The 15,256-nt window shown below is 71.0% G+C and carries 17 protein-coding genes; 10 read left to right on the forward strand and 7 right to left on the reverse strand.

The window, feature by feature from the left end; translation table 11 throughout:
- Positions 1 to 11 precede the first annotated feature (11 nt).
- Positions 12 to 410 (reverse strand): thiol-disulfide oxidoreductase DCC family protein, encoded by a 399-nt coding sequence (locus FF096_RS05735; protein WP_155215269.1) that lies wholly within the window; start codon positions 408 to 410, stop codon positions 12 to 14.
- Between the two features lie 91 nt (positions 411 to 501).
- On the opposite strand from FF096_RS05735, the gene FF096_RS05740 reads away from it, so the two are divergent.
- From FF096_RS05740 to FF096_RS05750, 3 genes are all read left to right on the forward strand, one after another.
- Positions 502 to 2,562 (forward strand): intein-containing Rv2578c family radical SAM protein, encoded by a 2,061-nt coding sequence (locus FF096_RS05740; protein ID WP_155215270.1) that lies wholly within the window; start codon positions 502 to 504, stop codon positions 2,560 to 2,562.
- A gap of 83 nt (positions 2,563 to 2,645) precedes the next feature.
- Complete coding sequence (locus FF096_RS05745; protein WP_155215271.1) at positions 2,646 to 3,053, forward strand: CoA-binding protein; 408 nt, start codon at positions 2,646 to 2,648, stop codon at positions 3,051 to 3,053.
- Between the two features lie 42 nt (positions 3,054 to 3,095).
- Positions 3,096 to 3,641, forward strand: a complete 546-nt coding sequence (locus FF096_RS05750; protein WP_155215272.1) for a DinB family protein — start codon at positions 3,096 to 3,098, stop codon at positions 3,639 to 3,641.
- A 52-nt stretch (positions 3,642 to 3,693) separates the two neighbouring features.
- Here FF096_RS05750 and FF096_RS05755 read toward each other — a convergent pair whose 3' ends face one another.
- A complete protein-coding gene (locus FF096_RS05755; RefSeq protein WP_155215273.1) occupies positions 3,694 to 4,890 on the reverse strand; it encodes an acyl-CoA dehydrogenase family protein in 1,197 nt (398 codons plus the stop codon).
- Positions 4,891 to 5,094: 204 nt separating this feature from the next.
- On the opposite strand from FF096_RS05755, the gene FF096_RS05760 reads away from it, so the two are divergent.
- Positions 5,095 to 5,577, forward strand: coding sequence for a DUF4190 domain-containing protein (locus FF096_RS05760; protein WP_309222752.1), 483 nt, complete (start codon positions 5,095 to 5,097; stop codon positions 5,575 to 5,577).
- Positions 5,578 to 5,585: 8 nt separating this feature from the next.
- On the opposite strand, the gene FF096_RS05765 is transcribed toward FF096_RS05760, so the two are convergent.
- Positions 5,586 to 6,422 (reverse strand): SDR family NAD(P)-dependent oxidoreductase, encoded by an 837-nt coding sequence (locus FF096_RS05765; RefSeq protein ID WP_196222471.1) that lies wholly within the window; start codon positions 6,420 to 6,422, stop codon positions 5,586 to 5,588.
- A gap of 189 nt (positions 6,423 to 6,611) precedes the next feature.
- Here FF096_RS05765 and FF096_RS05770 point away from each other — a divergent pair, with 189 nt between their 5' ends.
- A complete protein-coding gene (locus FF096_RS05770; RefSeq protein ID WP_155215275.1) occupies positions 6,612 to 7,148 on the forward strand; it encodes a DUF4190 domain-containing protein in 537 nt (178 codons plus the stop codon).
- Positions 7,149 to 7,202: 54 nt separating this feature from the next.
- Here the strand turns inward: FF096_RS05770 and FF096_RS05775 are convergent, their stop codons facing one another.
- On the reverse strand, positions 7,203 to 8,159 hold the full coding sequence (locus FF096_RS05775) for a CoA ester lyase (protein WP_155215276.1): 957 nt from the start codon (positions 8,157 to 8,159) through the stop codon (positions 7,203 to 7,205).
- Between the two features lie 109 nt (positions 8,160 to 8,268).
- Between FF096_RS05775 and FF096_RS05780 the strand changes: the two genes are divergently transcribed.
- Positions 8,269 to 9,093 carry an SDR family NAD(P)-dependent oxidoreductase gene (locus FF096_RS05780; protein WP_309222753.1) on the forward strand — a complete coding sequence of 275 codons (825 nt, stop codon included), beginning with the start codon at positions 8,269 to 8,271 and terminating at the stop codon, positions 9,091 to 9,093.
- Positions 9,094 to 9,183: 90 nt separating this feature from the next.
- Positions 9,184 to 9,897 (forward strand): GNAT family N-acetyltransferase, encoded by a 714-nt coding sequence (locus FF096_RS05785; RefSeq protein WP_155215277.1) that lies wholly within the window; start codon positions 9,184 to 9,186, stop codon positions 9,895 to 9,897.
- 14 nt (positions 9,898 to 9,911) lie between these two features.
- Here the strand turns inward: FF096_RS05785 and FF096_RS05790 are convergent, their stop codons facing one another.
- The gene (locus tag FF096_RS05790; protein ID WP_155215425.1) at positions 9,912 to 10,838 is read right to left on the reverse strand and encodes a DMT family transporter; all 927 of its coding nucleotides are present in this window, start codon (positions 10,836 to 10,838) and stop codon (positions 9,912 to 9,914) included.
- 149 nt (positions 10,839 to 10,987) lie between these two features.
- Between FF096_RS05790 and FF096_RS05795 the strand changes: the two genes are divergently transcribed.
- Positions 10,988 to 11,698, forward strand: a complete 711-nt coding sequence (locus tag FF096_RS05795; RefSeq protein ID WP_155215278.1) for an HAD family hydrolase — start codon at positions 10,988 to 10,990, stop codon at positions 11,696 to 11,698.
- Positions 11,699 to 11,721: 23 nt separating this feature from the next.
- Here FF096_RS05795 and FF096_RS05800 read toward each other — a convergent pair whose 3' ends face one another.
- Together FF096_RS05800 and FF096_RS05805 are read right to left on the reverse strand one after the other, a co-directional pair.
- The gene (locus FF096_RS05800) at positions 11,722 to 12,186 is read right to left on the reverse strand and encodes a hypothetical protein (protein ID WP_155215426.1); all 465 of its coding nucleotides are present in this window, start codon (positions 12,184 to 12,186) and stop codon (positions 11,722 to 11,724) included.
- An 82-nt stretch (positions 12,187 to 12,268) separates the two neighbouring features.
- Positions 12,269 to 13,138 (reverse strand): PhzF family phenazine biosynthesis protein, encoded by an 870-nt coding sequence (locus FF096_RS05805; protein WP_155215279.1) that lies wholly within the window; start codon positions 13,136 to 13,138, stop codon positions 12,269 to 12,271.
- Between the two features lie 180 nt (positions 13,139 to 13,318).
- On the opposite strand from FF096_RS05805, the gene FF096_RS05810 reads away from it, so the two are divergent.
- Together FF096_RS05810 and FF096_RS05815 are read left to right on the forward strand one after the other, a co-directional pair.
- Positions 13,319 to 14,629 (forward strand): magnesium transporter MgtE N-terminal domain-containing protein, encoded by a 1,311-nt coding sequence (locus FF096_RS05810; protein WP_309222754.1) that lies wholly within the window; start codon positions 13,319 to 13,321, stop codon positions 14,627 to 14,629.
- On the forward strand, positions 14,622 to 15,248 hold the full coding sequence (locus FF096_RS05815) for a DUF1003 domain-containing protein (RefSeq protein ID WP_155215280.1): 627 nt from the start codon (positions 14,622 to 14,624) through the stop codon (positions 15,246 to 15,248). Before FF096_RS05810 ends, FF096_RS05815 begins: the two co-directional genes overlap by 8 nt.
- The last annotated feature ends 8 nt before the right edge of the window (positions 15,249 to 15,256 follow it).

Below are 15,256 nucleotides of genomic sequence, written 5' to 3' on the forward strand. Positions count from 1 at the left end.
GATGGCGGTGGTCAGCCGCCGGAGGAGCCGTAGAGGCGGTTCCGGGTCTCCTGGGGCAGTGAGCAGGCGGCCGTGCCGCCGGGCATCCGGTGCCGGTTGCGGGCCACCAGGCGGTAGACCGGCCAGGCGGCGGCGCGTACCGGCGGGAACCGTAGCCCGGCTCCGGCGATCCGCCACCCCCGGCCACTGCTGGCGAGCAGCGCGGCGATGGCGTCCGGACCGGCGGCCCGGCTGCCGTCGGCGCCGACCCACTGCACCGCCTCCTCGCACTGCGCCTCGGTCAGCCCGAGCTGGTCGAGGTCGGCGAACTGCCAGGGCACCACCCGGGCGGCGGTCGGGATACGACGCTCGATGAACTCCGCGCAGCGGGTGCAGAAGGCGCAGTCCCCGTCGTAGACGAAGGTCGACATGCCTCCATCCTCCCCCCGCAGCAGGCGATCCACACTCGGGTGTCCGGCGAGTCACTTGCACCCGACTAGAACGTGTGTTCGGATACTGGTCATGCGCTGGGAGAACCTCGCCGCTCCCCCGGTCGAGGGAGTTCCCACCCGGGCAGCGCCAGCGACGCCACCCCTGCCGCTGGCGCTGCCCGAGGCGATCGTCCGCACCTTCGACACCCCCGACTTCGCCGGCATGACCTTCTACGAGGTGCACGCCAAGTCGATCCTCAACAAGGTCCCCGGCACCTCCCGCGTCCCGTTCGAGTGGACCGTCAACCCGTACCGGGGATGCAGTCACGCATGTTCGTACTGCCTGTCCGGGGACACTCCGATCCTGATGGCCGACGGAGGCATCAGAGCGATACGCGATCTGGAGGTGGGCGACCGCATCTATGGGACCGAACGGCGGGGTGCCTACCGCCGCTACGTGGTGACCACCGTTCTGGCCAAGTGGTCGACGATGAAGCCGGCCTACCGGCTCACGCTCGAGGACGGCACGACATTTGTCGCGAGTGGCGATCACCGCTTCCTGACCGAACGGGGCTGGAAGCACGTCACGGGCGCCATGCACGGCGATGGCCAGCGCCCCTACCTGACCACGAACAACCGCCTGATCGGCACAGGGCGATTCGCAGCCGGGCCGAAGGAGAACGACGCCTACCGAAAGGGCTATCTCAGCGGCATGATCCGCGGGGACGGCAACCTCGGCACCTACGTCGACCCGTACGGCGTCGTGCACAGGTTCCGGCTCACGCTGGCCGACGAGGAAGCGCTGCATCGCACCCAGCGCTATCTGCGCGCGTTCGGAGTTGAGACGACACGGTCCTGCTTCACACCGGCCAGTTCACATCGCCGGGCGATGAAAACCATCCGTTCCTCCAGTGAGGCGGACCTGAACGCCATCCGGAGGCTCATCGCGTGGCCCGCGCAGCCCGACGACGACTGGTACCGAGGTTTCCTCGCCGGCATCTTCGACGCCGAAGGAAGTTGTAGCCGGGGGATCCTCCGGATCTCCAATGCCGACGACGCCATCCTGACCCAGACAGCGGACGCGTTACGTCACTTCGACCTCTCCGCCATACTCGAGGGTTCCGGGCGGGCCAACCGGGTCCGCACCCTGAGGGTGACGGGTGGCCTCGCGGTACGTCTGCGGTTTTTCCACCTGACCGATCCCGCCATCACCCGCAAACGTTCGATCGAGGGGGCTGCGGTGAAGTGCCGGGCCAGGCTGCGGGTCACCGAGATCGAATCTCTCGGCCTGGACCTTCCGCTGTGGGACATCACCACGGGCACCGGTGACTTCATCGCCGACGGGGTGGTGAGCCACAACTGCTTTGCCCGAAATACTCACACCTACCTCGACTTCGACGCGGGGGCGGACTTCGACAGCCGGGTGGTCGTCAAGGTCAACGCGGGTGAGCTGCTGCGCCGTGAGCTGGCCGCACCGCGCTGGCGCGGCGCGCACGTGGCGATGGGCACGAACGTCGACTGCTACCAGCGGGCCGAAGGGCGCTACCGGCTCATGCCGCCGATCATCGAGGCGCTGCGCGACTTCGCGAATCCGTTCTCCATCCTGACCAAGGGCACCCTGATCCTGCGTGACCTGCCGCTGCTGCGGCAGGCGGCCGAGGCCGCTCGGGTGGGCGTCTCCTTCTCGGTCGGGTTCGTCGACGAGCGACTGTGGCGCTCGGTCGAGCCCGGCACGCCGAGCCCACGCCGCCGGCTCGACGCGGTACGCCGGTTCGCCGACGCCGGCTTCGAGGTGGGCGTACTGATGGCGCCGATCCTGCCCGGCCTCTCCGACTCGGACGAGTCGATCGAGGCCACCGTGGCGGCGATCGCCGCGGCGGGCGCGGCCAGCGTGACGCCGCTTGCGCTACACCTGCGTCCCGGCGCTCGCGAGTGGTACGCGCGATGGCTCGGGCGGGAGCACCCCCATCTGGTTCCGCGCTACCGGGAGCTGTTCCGGGCGGGCGCGTACGCGCCGCAGTCCTACCAACGGGAGCTGACCGCCCGGGTCCGCATCGCCGCCCGCCGTCACGGGCTGATCCGGGCCGAGGCCGGCGAACACCGTGCCGCGCCGCAGCCAGCACCAGCACCGGAGCAGCTGAGCCTGCTCTGAACAGGGCGGGGCGGGGGAGGCTGAGCGTTGTCGAAAGGGTCGATCGGGGGCAGCCTGGACAGCGACGCGGCTACAGTCGTCGGATGCGTGCCGCCAAGCAGATCCTCGCCGACGCCGCCGTGATCGCCGTCGTCGGTGCGTCCCGCGATCCGTTCAAGGCTGCTCACCGCGTACCGCTGGAGATGCAGCGGCATGGCTGGCGCATCATTCCGGTCAACCCGACCGCCGACAAACTCTTCGGCGAGCCGGTCTACCGGTCCCTGGCCGACATCCCGCACCCGGTCGACCTGGTCGACGTGTTCCGGCCGGCCCACGACGCCGTGGAAGTGGTGCGGCAGGCGGTGGCGATCGGTGCCCCGGCGGTGTGGTTGCAGCTCGGCATCGTCTCGGCGCAGGCTCGGCAGATCGCCGAGGAGGCCGGGATCGACTACGTCGAGGACCGCTGCCTGATCGTGGAGCGGGCCAGGGCCGGGCTGACCCGGCGGAGCTGAATACCAGTCGACCCGGGCGGCGATCAGCGGCATCCTGTGCGGATGCCCACGTCGTGCCAGACCCTCCTCCGGTGGCAGTTCGACCTGACCTGGTCGCTGTTCGAGTACCACCTCGAACAGCTCGAACCGGCGGACTTCGGCTGGGCACCGGCCGGGCACCACTGGACCATGCACCGGGATGCCGCGGGTCGGTGGACGCCGGACTGGGCGGACAGCGAACCCGACCCGGTCCCGGTACCCACGATCGCGTGGCTCACCTGGCACCTCGGGTGGTGGTGGACTGCGGCGATCGACCACCTGCGTGGCCGCCCGATCCCGCAGCGGGCGGATGTCGGCTGGCCCGGGCCGGGTGACGAGACCGTGGCGTGGCTGCGCGACCTGCGTACGCGATGGCTGGCCGTGCTCGACAACCTGACCGACGGCGATCTCGACGCCGCGGCCACGTTCCCGTGGCCGGCGGAGAGCGGGCACACCGTCCGACACCTGCTGGGCTGGGTCAACGCCGAGCTGATGAAGAACGTGGCCGAGATCGGTCAGCTCCGGCTGATGCGTACGGCGCAGGCCGTCGGCTCCGGCCCCGAGCGTTAATAGGGGGCCCCTGCTCTACCGGAGGCGTTAATAAGGTGCCCTTCCTTACCGCTCAGAGCTTGTAGTGGCGGAGCAGGCCGCGGGAGATGATCGTCTTCTGGATCTCCGAGGTGCCCTCGCCGATGAGCAGGAACGGGGCCTCCCGCATCAGCCGCTCGATCTCGTACTCCTTGGAGTAGCCGTAGCCGCCGTGGATGCGGAACGCCTCCTGGACGACCTCGGCGCAGTACTCCGAGGCGAGCAGTTTCGCCATCCCGGCCTCGACGTCGTTGCGCTGCCCGGCATCCTTGAGCCGGGCAGCGTTGACCATCAGGGCGTGCGCGGCCTCGATCTTCGTACCCATCTCGGCCAGCTTGAAGGCGATGGCCTGGTGCTTCGCGAGCGGCTGGCCGAAGGTCCGGCGCTGCTGGGCGTAGCCGACGGCCAGTTCGAAGGCCCGGATGGAGATGCCGCAGGCGCGGGCGGCGACGTTGACCCGGCCGACCTCGATGCCGTCCATCATCTGGTAGAAGCCCCGGCCCACCTGGTCGGCCCCGCCGAGGACGGCGCTGTCGTCGACGGTGACGCCGTCGAGCACCATCTCGGTGGTCTCGACGCCCTTGTAGCCCATCTTGTCGATCTTGCCGGGGATGGTCAGGCCCGGAGCGGTCTCGCCGAAGCCGGGTTCCTTCTCCAGCAGGAAGGTGCTCATGTTGCCGTAGACCGAGTCGGCGCCGGTCTCGGTCCGCACCAGGGTGGCCACCACCGACGAGTACGCGCCGTTGGTCAGCCACATCTTCTGCCCGTTGATGACGAAGCGGTCGCCGTCGCGGACGGCCTTCGACTTGATCGCCGAGACGTCGGAGCCGCATTCCGGTTCGGACATCGAGAAGGCGCCGCGCACCTCGCCGGTGGCCATCTTCGGCAGCAGCCGCGCCCGCTGTTCGGCGGAGCCGTGCTGGGAGATCAGGTACGCCACGATGAAGTGCGTGTTGACGATGCCGGAGATCGACATCCAGCCTCGGGAGAGTTCCTCCACCACCAGCGCGTAGGTCAGCAGGGACTCGCCGAGACCGCCGTGTTCCTCGGCGATGGTGAGGCCGAACAGGCCCATCTCCTTCATCCCGTCGAGGATGTCGGCCGGGTACTCGTCGGCGTGCTCCAGGCGCTGCGCGTGCGGGATGATCTCCTTGTTGACGAACTCCCGGACGGTTTCCAGGATCGACCGCTGCTCGTCGGTCAGGCCGGGCGTCTGGGCGAGTCGAGCCATCTCAGCCTCCGGGGAATCGGCACCTTACTCATTGGTAACTAAACGCTCGATCAGTATCGGTCGCCCGGCCGGAGCGGCCAAGGTGACCAGTACCCACAACCGCTGTGAAAAGGTTCACCGCGACGGGTAGCGTCCCGCAATGAGGGCCCGCCCAACCCGAGCCGGGCGGGCCAGGGAACCGGACGGCGGGACGGAGGAGAGAGCGTGGGCCAACCACCGGAACCAGAACAGCCACCGTCGCCCTACGAGCCACCCCCGGGCGGAGGGCAGCCGCAGTACGGCCAACCGTACGGACAGCAGCCGGGCGAGCCCGAACAGCCGGCGTACGGGCAGCCGTCGTACGAACACCCGGGCCAACCGCCGCACGGCCAGCAGTGGGGCCAACAACCGCCGTACGCCCCACAGACCCCCTACGGGCAGTACGGACCGCCCACCGGACAGGGCGGCGGACGCGGCACCAACGTCCTGGCCGTCCTGTCGCTGGTCTTCGCCTTCGTCTTCGCCCCCGCCGGCATCGCCCTCGGGCACCTGGCCAAGCGGCAGCTGCGCACCAGCGGCGAGGACGGCGAGCAACTCGCCACCTGGGGCCTGATCCTCAGCTACGTCTTCACCGGCCTCATCCTGCTGGCCTGCTGCGGCTGGCTGGCCCTGGTGATCTGGGCCGGCTCCGACAGCGCCAACACCTAGCCGGCCGCTCAGCGGAACTGCGCCTCCCGGACACTGTTGCCGCCGTCCACCACCAGCATCTGCCCGGTGATGTACGACGCGGCCGGTGAGCAGAGGAACGTGATCGCGGCGGCGACCTCGTCCGGAGTGCCGGGGCGACCCACCGGCGTACCAAGACCCTGCTTGATCTCGGCCACGGTCGACGCCGCGGTGTAGATGGTGCCCGGGGCCACCGCGTTGACCGTCACCCCGTCGGCGATCATCTCCATGGCCAGCGCCCGGGTCAGGCCCACCACACCGGCCTTGGCCGCCGCGTACGCCGCCTCGGTGGGCAGCGCGTTGACCGGTCCGGCGGTGGCCGCCAGGTTGACGATCCGGCCCCAACCACGCTCGGCCATCCCGCCGATGAAGGCCCGGCTGCACAGGAAGGCGGTGGTCAGGTTCCGGTCGATCTCGCCCTGCCACTCGTCGTAGCTGAGCTGAGCGACCGGGCGCAGCACCTCCGGGCTGGCCCGGCTGGCCAGGCCGGCGTTGTTGACCAGCACCTCGACATCGCCGAGCTGCTCGGTGACGGCATCGGCCAGGGCGCCCACCTCGGACTCGTCGGTGAGGTCGGCGACGAAACCGGTCACCCCGAGTTCACCGGCCCGTTCGTGGATGCGCCGGGTCGTCGACACGATCGCCACCCGGGCACCCAGGTCGGACAGTCGGCGTGCGGTGGCGTACCCGATGCCGTCCGGGCTGCCCGCCCCCGTCACCAGGGCCACCTTGCCGTCCAGCCGCATCGTCACCGGTTCCGGCAGTGCCGCCGGCGCGTCCTGCTCTCCGGGCTCCGGTGTCGCGACGGAGCGTGTCCGCCGGACCATGCCGGGCCGGCTGACGTCCCGTCGTGGTCTGCTGCCGGAACGGTCCGCCGCCCGCGCGTCAATCCCCATGCCGAGATCCTGCCCTCACCGTCGCCGTCGGGCAACGCGCACCCGGTGCCGGGCGCGTCGCGAAGTGCGGGGCGTGACTACCCTGACGGCGCCACAACCTCACGACGGAGGAGAAGCCCGATGACGCAACCCCCGCCGGCGGGCTGGCCCGACCCCGCATCGACAGGCCAGCCGTCCGGCCCGCCCGCCGACCCGACACTGCCGGCCACTCCGCAACCACAGGTCCCATCGCAGCCGTCCGGATACGACCCGTACCAGCCCAGCGCCGACCCGTACCAGCCCGGTGCCGACCCGTACGCCGGTCTGAAGTCCGATCAGGCTGCCGCCGCGCCGTACCCGCCCGTCGGTTACCCGCCCGCCCAGCCGCACGGCTACCCGCCGGTCCCACCCGGATACGGCTACCCGCAGCCGAAGACGAACGCCATGGCGATCGCCGCCCTGGTGCTCGCGCTGCTCGGGGTCAGCTCGTGCATCACCGCGCCGATCGGCGCCATCATGGGTCATGCGGCCATGCGCCAGATCCGGGAGACCGGTGAGGGCGGCGAGGGCATGGCCAAGGCCGCCATCATCGTCGGTTGGATCCTCACCGGCCTGGTCACGCTGGCGATCATTGCCTACGCCATCGCCATCGCCATCGCCATCGGGGCCAACAACTGACCCGCGCCGCCCGCCCCGATCGAGGTCGGGGCGGGCGCGGGAACAGCGGTGGGGCTACTCGGCCGGTGGGGTGAACGTCGAGGTACGCGTCATGCCGGCCGCTCGCCCCTTGGCGGCGATCACGAGCGCCATCTTGCGGGACGCCTCGTCGATCATCTCGTCGCCGAGCATGACCGCACCCAGCCGGCCGCCCGCCTCGGAGGTGTAGTGCTGGTACGCGTCGAGGATCAGCTCGGCGTGGTCGTAGTCGGCCTGGGCGGGCGAGTACACCTCGTTCGCGGCGTCGATCTGGCCCGGGTGCAGCACCCACTTGCCGTCGAAGCCGAGCGCCGCGGACCGCTTCGCCACCTCACGGAACCCGTCGGTGTCCCGGATCTGTAGGAACGGGCCGTCGATGGCCTGCTTGTCGTGCATCCGGGCGGCCATCAGGATGCGCATCAGGATGTAGTGGTACGGGTCGCCCGGGTAGTCGGGGATGAGGGCACCGACCGCCAACGACTTCATGTTGATCGAGGCCATGAAGTCGGCCGGGCCGAAGATGATCGTCTCGACACGTGGCGACGCGGCGGCGATGGCGTCGACGTTGACCAGCCCGGCGGCGTTCTCGATCTGCGCCTCGATGCCGATCCGGCCGACCTCCAGACCGAGGGTCATCTCCAACTGGGTGAGGGTCATGTCCAGCCACTGCACCTGCGCCGCGTTCTGCACCTTCGGCAGCATCACGCAGTCGAGGTTGGCGCCCGCGCCCTCCACCACGTCGATGACGTCCCGGTAGGTCCATGCGGTGGTGAGGTCGTTGACCCGGACGACCCGGGTCTTGCCCGCCCAGTCACCCTCGTTGAGCGCCGCCACGATGTTCTTGCGGGCGTCCGGCTTGGCCAGCGGGGCGACCGCGTCCTCCAGATCGAGGAAGACCTGGTCGGCCGGAAGTCCCTGAGCCTTACCGAGCATCTTGACGCTCGACCCGGGCACGGCCAGACAGGACCGGCGGGGACGCCCAACAACGGCCATCGACGGTGCTCCTTCCGGGTACGGCCGCTGCGCCGCCCCTGACTTAACGATCCCAAAGGTGATTGTGACGTCACGGTAACCTCGTCGCGTGACCCCGGTGAATGGACCTGTGGAAGATGTCACTGGCCGCCGTCTGATCGTGATCACCGGAGCGAGTTCCGGCATCGGGTTGGCCGCCGCCTGCCACCTCTCCCGCCGGGGTGACCAGGTCGTCCTGGTCGGGCGCGACCCGGCCAGACTACGGGCCGCCGCCGACGAGGTACGCGAGACCTCCGGAGAGCGACCCGAGGTGTTCCGCGCCGACTTCGCCGTCCTCGACGACGTCCGGCGGTTGGCCGAGCGGCTGCGCGCCGCGTACGACCAGATCGACGTGCTGGCCAACAACGCGGGCGCCATCGCGCTCCAGCCGGTCACCACCGTCGACGGTTTCGAACTGTCCATCCAGGCCAACCACCTGGCGCCCTTCCTGCTCACCAACCTGCTCGTCGACCGGGTACGGCGGACGGTGGTGACCGCCTCCGGCGCGCACCGCAGCGGCGCCCTCGACCCGGACGACCTCAACGCGCCGTTGCGCCGTTACCGGGCACTGACCGCGTACGGCACCAGCAAGCAGGCGAACATCCTGTTCACCGCCGAGGCGGCCCGGAGGTGGCCGCAGCTCGACTCGTACTGTTTCCATCCCGGGGTGGTGCGGACCCGTTTCGGCAACGACAGTCGGCTGGTCGCCCTGGGCATGCGCCTGCTGCCGTTCCGCACCCCGGTCAAGGGGGCGCAGACGTTGGTGTGGCTGACCAACCAGGAGCGAACCCGGCTGAACAGCGGCGGTTACTACTTCGACTGCCGACCACGTCGCCCGTGGCCGAAAGCGGCCGATCCGCAACTCGCGGCACGGCTCTGGGCAGCCAGCGCCGCTGCCGTCGGTGTCCCGGCCTGACGGGTCGTCCCGCGCCTGCGAGGCCGGTGAGAAGGTCAGTGAGGAGAAACCGGATCGCCACGGTCGGTCGGCGTTGCGATACTGCGCGCCATGACCGGCAGCGAAGACGCCGTCCTGCGGGTACTCGGCAAGGACGAGGAACTGACCAACCGGCTGGACGCGGAGTTGACCGCCTTCAACCAGCAGGCCACCGGCGCCGCCGACGAGGCGGAGCTGTCCGTCCGGGTGACCGACGCCGACGGTGAACTCGTCGCCGGGTTGACCGGATGGAGCTGGGGCACCTGCGCCGGGATCAACATGGTCTGGGTCCGGGCGGACCGTCGCGGCCGAGGCTGGGGTGGCCGGTTGCTGGCGGCGGCCGAGCGGGAGGCCCGCCGTCGTGGCTGCACCGAGATCTCGGTCGCCTCCTTCTCGTTCCAGGCCCCGGGCTTCTACCGTCGGCACGGCTACCTCGACACCGGCCGTCGGGAGGGCATCCCGGGCGGCCACGTCGACCACCAGTTCTGGAAGTCGTTGGTCACCGACACCGCCTCGGCGGTGCGCCTGGTCGCGTTGGTGGAGCTGCCCGACGTGGCGGCCGGGCGGCACTACGAGGACTCGGTGCTCGCCCTGCTGCCCCGCCACGGTGGTCGGCTGGAACGGCGACTGCGAACCGGCGACGGGCGTACCGAGGTGCACGTGATCCGGTTCGACACCCGGGCCGGCTACGCGGGCTACCTGGCCGATCCGGAGCGGATCGCGCTGCGGGCGGGCCTGGGCGAGGCCGCGCCGCAGACCCGGGTGCTGGAGGTGCACGAGGTGTGACGCTCGCGGGGGTGTCAGTCGCGGACCGGCGCGGCGTCCGCCGGCACTGCGGTGGTGACCCGTGCCGTACGCCGAGCCGTGCGGGCGCTGGACAACACCACCACGGCGACGCCGACCAGCAGCAGCGCCAGGCCGGGCAGGGTCACCGGGTCGGGCAACTGGCCCAGCCACGCCCAGCCGATCAACGCCGCGCCGGGCGCCTCCAGCAGGATCAGCACGCTGACCGTGGTGGCGGAGACCCGCCGCAGGGCGTAGCTGAACATCGAGTGGCCGAGCAACTGCGCCCCGCCGACCAGGGCGAGCACCGCCAGCCAGGTGCCGGTGTCGAAGCCACGCAACGGCACCCCGCCGACCAGGCAGACCACCAACAGGATCAGCCCGCACACCCCGTAGCAGATGGTGGTGTAGGTGGCGTTGCTGACGGTGACCCGGGCGCGTTCCCCCAGCGCGGTGTACACCGCCGCGAACAGGCCACCGGCCAGCGCCAGTAGGTCCCCGGTGAAGGCCTGGCCGGAAACCGTGAAGTCGGCCCCGGTCGCCAGCACCGCCCCGACCACCGCCACCCCGATACCGGCCCAGACACCCGTCGGTAGCCGACGGCCCTGGGCACGGGCGATCAGGCCCTGCCAGACCGGTTGGGTGGCCACCAGCGCCGTCGCCGCCGCCACCGAGGTGAGCTTCGTGCTCGGCATCCAGGCGGCGAAGTGGGCCGCCAACGCCGCCCCCGCCAGGACGCAGAACATGCCCTCGCGACGGCCGACGCGGCTGGTCAGGGAGCGGAACTCGGACCGGCGACGGGTCAGCGCGAACGGGCTGAGCACGGCCACCGCCAGCACGTTGCGCCAGAACGCGACCGCCAGGGCCGGTGCGGCGGCGAAGGCGATCAGCGGCGCGGATGACGACACGGCGAAGACGGCCACGGCCAGGGCCGCGCCGGTCATCAGGTCGAACGGCGGACGATGGGGTTCGGGGACCACGAGGTGCAATCTTCACATGTCGCCGGGGCGGCACTGACCGTCAACGTTCGGTTACGATCAGGCGCGTCCTCCCCCGGGACTCCCCCCCTCATCCGCCGGAAGGCAGTTTCCCCATGCCCAGGTTCCGCGCGGTGCTGTTCGACTTCTTCGGCACGTTGACCGGTCCGGTCCAGCGTGGCGCGGGCCACCTCAGCATCGCCGAGCTACTCGGCTGTCCACCGGACATCTTTCTCAAGGTGCTGGACAGCAGCTTCTACGACCGCGCCAGTGGGCGCTTCGGCAGCGTCGAGGCGTCCCTGCGCTGGGTGTGCGCGCAGGTCGGCGTACACCCTCCGGCGACGGCGTTGCGAGCCGCCGCCGCTGCCCGTCACCAGGCCATCCGCGCGGAGACCCGGCTACGGGACGAGGCCGTGCCGACCCTGCGGGCGCTGCGGCGTCGAGGGGTGCGGACCGGCGTGATCAGTGACTGTACGCACGAGTTGCCGCTCCTCCTGCCGGAGTTGGCGGTCGCCCGGCTGCTCGACGTCCAGGTGTTCTCCGTCCAGGTGGGGCGGTGCAAGCCGGACACCGCCCTCTACCTGGACGCCTGCGCGCGGCTCGGCCTGTCACCGCAGGACTGCCTCTACGTGGGTGACGGCGGCAGCCAGGAGCTGACCGGCGCGCAGCGGACCGGCATGAGCGCTGCCCGGCTGGCCGCACCCGACCTCGTCGACCACCTGGTGTTCAACCTCGACGTCGAGTGGGTCGGCCGGACGCTGGCGTCCCTGAGCGAGGTGGTCGACCTGGTCGACGGGGTACCCAGCCCGGTGGGTGCGCTGCGGTAGCCGCGCCCGACGGCCACGGCGGGTCAGCGACGGCGGACGCGGTGCAGCCGGAACGGCCGACGGGTGGCCCGCGCGGCCGGCGTCGGCCGGGGTGGCTCGGCCAGCGAGTCGGCCGGCAGGTCGGCACCGCGCACCGACTCACCGGCCGGTGCGAGCCGCACCAGGGCACAGCCGTCGGCCGCCCAACGGGCGACGAGTTCAGCGGTCGGTCCGGGCGCGTTCAGTCGCTTGGCCCCCACCAGCGGGGCGAGCGTCTCCCACTGCTCCGTGCCCGGGGCCACCCGGCTGACCCGTGCCGGCCAGGTGATGATCCGGCCACCGTGGTCGCCGCGGAGTGTCACCTGGGCCTCGTCGGCCTCGGCCAACCCCGGCGCGGACTGCTCGCCGGGGCCGCTGACCACGAACAGCGCCGCTTCCAGGGGTACGCACCACAGGGCCAGCGGCGGACGGTCGCCCACCGCGACCCAGGCCACTGAAGCCTTCTTCATCGCCTCGTCGACCAGCGGGTGGTTCTCGCGTTCGTCGGTCACCGCGGCATCCTCTCGTATCCGGGCTGGTCCACGTCGGTGCTCAGCCGACGAACGGCGGGACGAGGATCTCTCCCCGCGCCACCGGCATCACCTGACCTGCGACGCTCGTGCCCACCGCCATCCCACCGGCTGCGGTCACCGTGCAGGCCAGCGAGGACGGCCGGCCCATCTCGACGCCCTGCCGGACGGTGTACGACGATCGTCCCTCGCCCGGCAACAGGCCGCTGGCGACCAGCCACACGCCGAGGCCGAGCGCGGCCGACCCGGTCGCCGGATCCTCGGGCACGCCGAGACCGGGGACGAAGACCCGGGCGTACGCGGTTTGGGTGGCGGCGTTCCAGGAGAAGACGCTGACATGCTCGATGCCGTACCGTCCTGCCGCGACCGGGTTCACCTGTGCCCGGGCGAGGGCGTCGGGGCGTACCGGCAGGAACGGGAACTCCAGACCGCAGCCGGCGACCCGGGGTGCCGGGCCGAGATGGTCCTCGGCGCCGAGCCCGGCCATCTCCAGCAGCGGCTCCGGCTCCAGTTCCGGCCCGAGGGTGGGGCTGCCGCCGGTCAGCGTGGCGGAACCGTCGCCGACCTCGATCGGCAGCACCCCGGCACCGCACTCCTGAGTGACCTGCCCCACCGGGAACAGGCCCCGGCGAGCGGCGGTGACCGCGGCGCCGACGCTGGGGTGCCCGGCGAACGGCAGCTCGTCGACCGGCGTGAAGATCCGGGCCCGGTAGGTGGCCCCGGCCTGGGTGGCGGGCAGTACGAAGACCGTCTCCGAGAGGTTGAACTCGCGCGCCAGAGCCTGCATCTGGTCGGTGGCCAGTCCTTCGGCGCCGAAGACCACCGCGAGCGGGTTCCCGGCGTACGGACGGTCGGTGAAGACGTCCACGATCTCGTAAGCCAAGGTCGACATGTTGATAGACACTAGGCCCTCGAAGCGTCCATCGGGGCCACTGGCCGGCAGTGCCGATCCTGTGCCGTGGCGGGCCGGGTCACCGGCCGACGCCATCACGCTCCCCCGCCGGCCCAGCCCTGGCCGGAGGCTCGCCACGACTCGGGCCGGTGCGCCGACCTACCCCCTAGGCTGGTGCTCGTGAGCACGCCGTCCCGGGTCTACATCGCCCGCCTCGCCGGAGTCGCCGTCTTCGACCCCAACGGTGACCAGGTCGGCCGGGTACGCGACGCGGTGGCCCGGCTGCGCGCGAGCCAACGACCGCCCGAGGTGGTGGGGCTGGTCGCGGAGATGCCGATGCGCCGCCGGATCTTCCTCTCCATCAACCGGATCACCTCGATCGACGCTGACGCGATCGTGCTGGGCAGCGGCACGTTGAACCTGCGCCGGTTCGAGAAACGCCCGAACGAGTTGCTCGTCCTCCAGGAGCTGCTGGACCGGCGGGTGCAGATCGCCCCGGAGGGCCGTACCGCGTCAGTGGTCGACGTGGCGATGGAGTGCAGTCGCACCGGCGAGTGGTCGCTGACCCGGGTGGCGGTACGCGAACAGACCGGCCGACTGGCGCGCCGGGGTCACCTGCGCCAGGTCGAGTGGAACCAGGTAGGCGGGCTCAGCGGGGTGGCGGAGACCCGGGGCACCGCCAACCTGCTGGCCGTGCTGGAGGAACTGCGTCCGGCCGACCTGGCCAACGCGCTCCAGGACCTGCCCGACGCCCGGCGCAACGAGGTCGCGGCGGCCTTGGACGACCAGCGGCTCGCCGACGTGCTCAGCGAGCTGCCCGAGCACGACCAGGTGGAGATCCTCGCCGCGCTGGACCGCGAGCGGGCCGCCGACATCCTGGAGGAGATGGAGCCGGACGACGCCGCCGACCTGCTCGGTGAGCTGTCGCCGCCGGAGCAGGACGTGCTGCTCGACCTGATGGAGCCGGACGAGGCCGATTCGGTGCGGCAGCTGCTGAAGTACACGCCGGGTACGGCGGGCAGCGTGATGACTTCCGAACCGGTCATCCTGCCCCCGGACGCGACGGTGGCCGAGGCGTTGGCCCGGATCCGGGAGCCGCAACTCTCCCCGGCGGTGGCCGCGCAGGTGTTCGTGGCCCGGGCACCGATGGCCACCCCCACCGGCCGCTATCTGGGCATGGTGCACTTCCAGCGGCTGCTTCGCGAGCCACCGGCCGATCTGCTCGGTGGTGTGGTGGTCAACGACATCGACCCGCTGAGCCCGACCACCCCGCTGCCGGAGATCACCCGTCGGATGGCCACCTACGATCTGGTGGCCATGCCGGTGATCGACCGGAACAACCGGCTGGTGGGCGCGGTCACCGTCGACGACGTGCTGGATCATTCGCTGCCACGGGACTGGCGGGACCGCAACGCGGTGATGAGTGGCCACCACAACGGGGCGACGACGTCGACCGCTCCGGACCCGGCGATGGACGGTGACCATGACTGAGCAACGGCGCGCGGAACGGTTGGACCTGCCACGGGAGCCGCGAGGTCTGAAGCTGCCCCGGGTGGATCAGGAGACGTTCGGACGCTGGGCCGAGGGCATCGCCCGTGGCATGGGTACGGCGAACTTCATCGTCTACATGACGCTGGTGATCACCGCCTGGTTCCTCTGGAACACCCTCGCTCCGGCGGGCCTGCGCTTCGACCCGTACACCTTCACCTTCCTCACCCTGGTGCTCTCCATCCAGGCGTCCTACGCCGCGCCGCTGATCCTGCTGGCGCAGAACCGCCAGGCCGACCGCGACCGGGTGGCGTTGGACGAGGATCGCCGCCGGGCCACCATGCAGAAGGCGGACACCGAGTACCTGGCCCGGGAGATCGCCGCGTTGCGGATCGCGCTGGGCGAGGTGGCCACCCGGGACTTCGTCCGCTCCGAGTTGTCCCGGCTGGCCGAGGAGTTGGACGAGGCGGCGCAGCGGCGACAGCGGCTGGAGCGTCGGCACCGGGACGATCCGGTCCGCACCGGCGGTGACGGGTTGGACGAGCCCCGCGACGAGCTGGACGGCGACTCCCCGGGTGACGGTCGTCACGACACCGCCTCGACCCGTCGGCCGGAGAGCTGATCGACTCG

The sequence above is a fragment of the Micromonospora sp. CP22 genome (assembly GCF_009712475.1).
Classification (GTDB): domain Bacteria; phylum Actinomycetota; class Actinomycetes; order Mycobacteriales; family Micromonosporaceae; genus Micromonospora.

Excerpts from the sequence above, each read along its gene's own strand:
- FF096_RS05735 (WP_155215269.1), bottom strand. The coding sequence starts at position 410 with ATGTCGACCTTCGTCTACGACGGGGACTGCGCCTTCTGCACCCGCTGC.
- FF096_RS05740 (WP_155215270.1), top strand. The coding sequence starts at position 502 with ATGCGCTGGGAGAACCTCGCCGCTCCCCCGGTCGAGGGAGTTCCCACC.
- FF096_RS05745 (WP_155215271.1), top strand. The coding sequence starts at position 2,646 with ATGCGTGCCGCCAAGCAGATCCTCGCCGACGCCGCCGTGATCGCCGTC.
- FF096_RS05750 (WP_155215272.1), top strand. The coding sequence starts at position 3,096 with ATGCCCACGTCGTGCCAGACCCTCCTCCGGTGGCAGTTCGACCTGACC.
- FF096_RS05755 (WP_155215273.1), bottom strand. The coding sequence starts at position 4,890 with ATGGCTCGACTCGCCCAGACGCCCGGCCTGACCGACGAGCAGCGGTCG.
- FF096_RS05765 (WP_196222471.1), bottom strand. The coding sequence starts at position 6,422 with ATGGTCCGGCGGACACGCTCCGTCGCGACACCGGAGCCCGGAGAGCAG.
- FF096_RS05770 (WP_155215275.1), top strand. The coding sequence starts at position 6,612 with ATGACGCAACCCCCGCCGGCGGGCTGGCCCGACCCCGCATCGACAGGC.
- FF096_RS05775 (WP_155215276.1), bottom strand. The coding sequence starts at position 8,159 with ATGGCCGTTGTTGGGCGTCCCCGCCGGTCCTGTCTGGCCGTGCCCGGG.
- FF096_RS05785 (WP_155215277.1), top strand. The coding sequence starts at position 9,184 with ATGACCGGCAGCGAAGACGCCGTCCTGCGGGTACTCGGCAAGGACGAG.
- FF096_RS05790 (WP_155215425.1), bottom strand. The coding sequence starts at position 10,838 with ATGACCGGCGCGGCCCTGGCCGTGGCCGTCTTCGCCGTGTCGTCATCC.
- FF096_RS05795 (WP_155215278.1), top strand. The coding sequence starts at position 10,988 with ATGCCCAGGTTCCGCGCGGTGCTGTTCGACTTCTTCGGCACGTTGACC.
- FF096_RS05800 (WP_155215426.1), bottom strand. The coding sequence starts at position 12,186 with ATGAAGAAGGCTTCAGTGGCCTGGGTCGCGGTGGGCGACCGTCCGCCG.
- FF096_RS05805 (WP_155215279.1), bottom strand. The coding sequence starts at position 13,138 with ATGTCGACCTTGGCTTACGAGATCGTGGACGTCTTCACCGACCGTCCG.
- FF096_RS05815 (WP_155215280.1), top strand. The coding sequence starts at position 14,622 with ATGACTGAGCAACGGCGCGCGGAACGGTTGGACCTGCCACGGGAGCCG.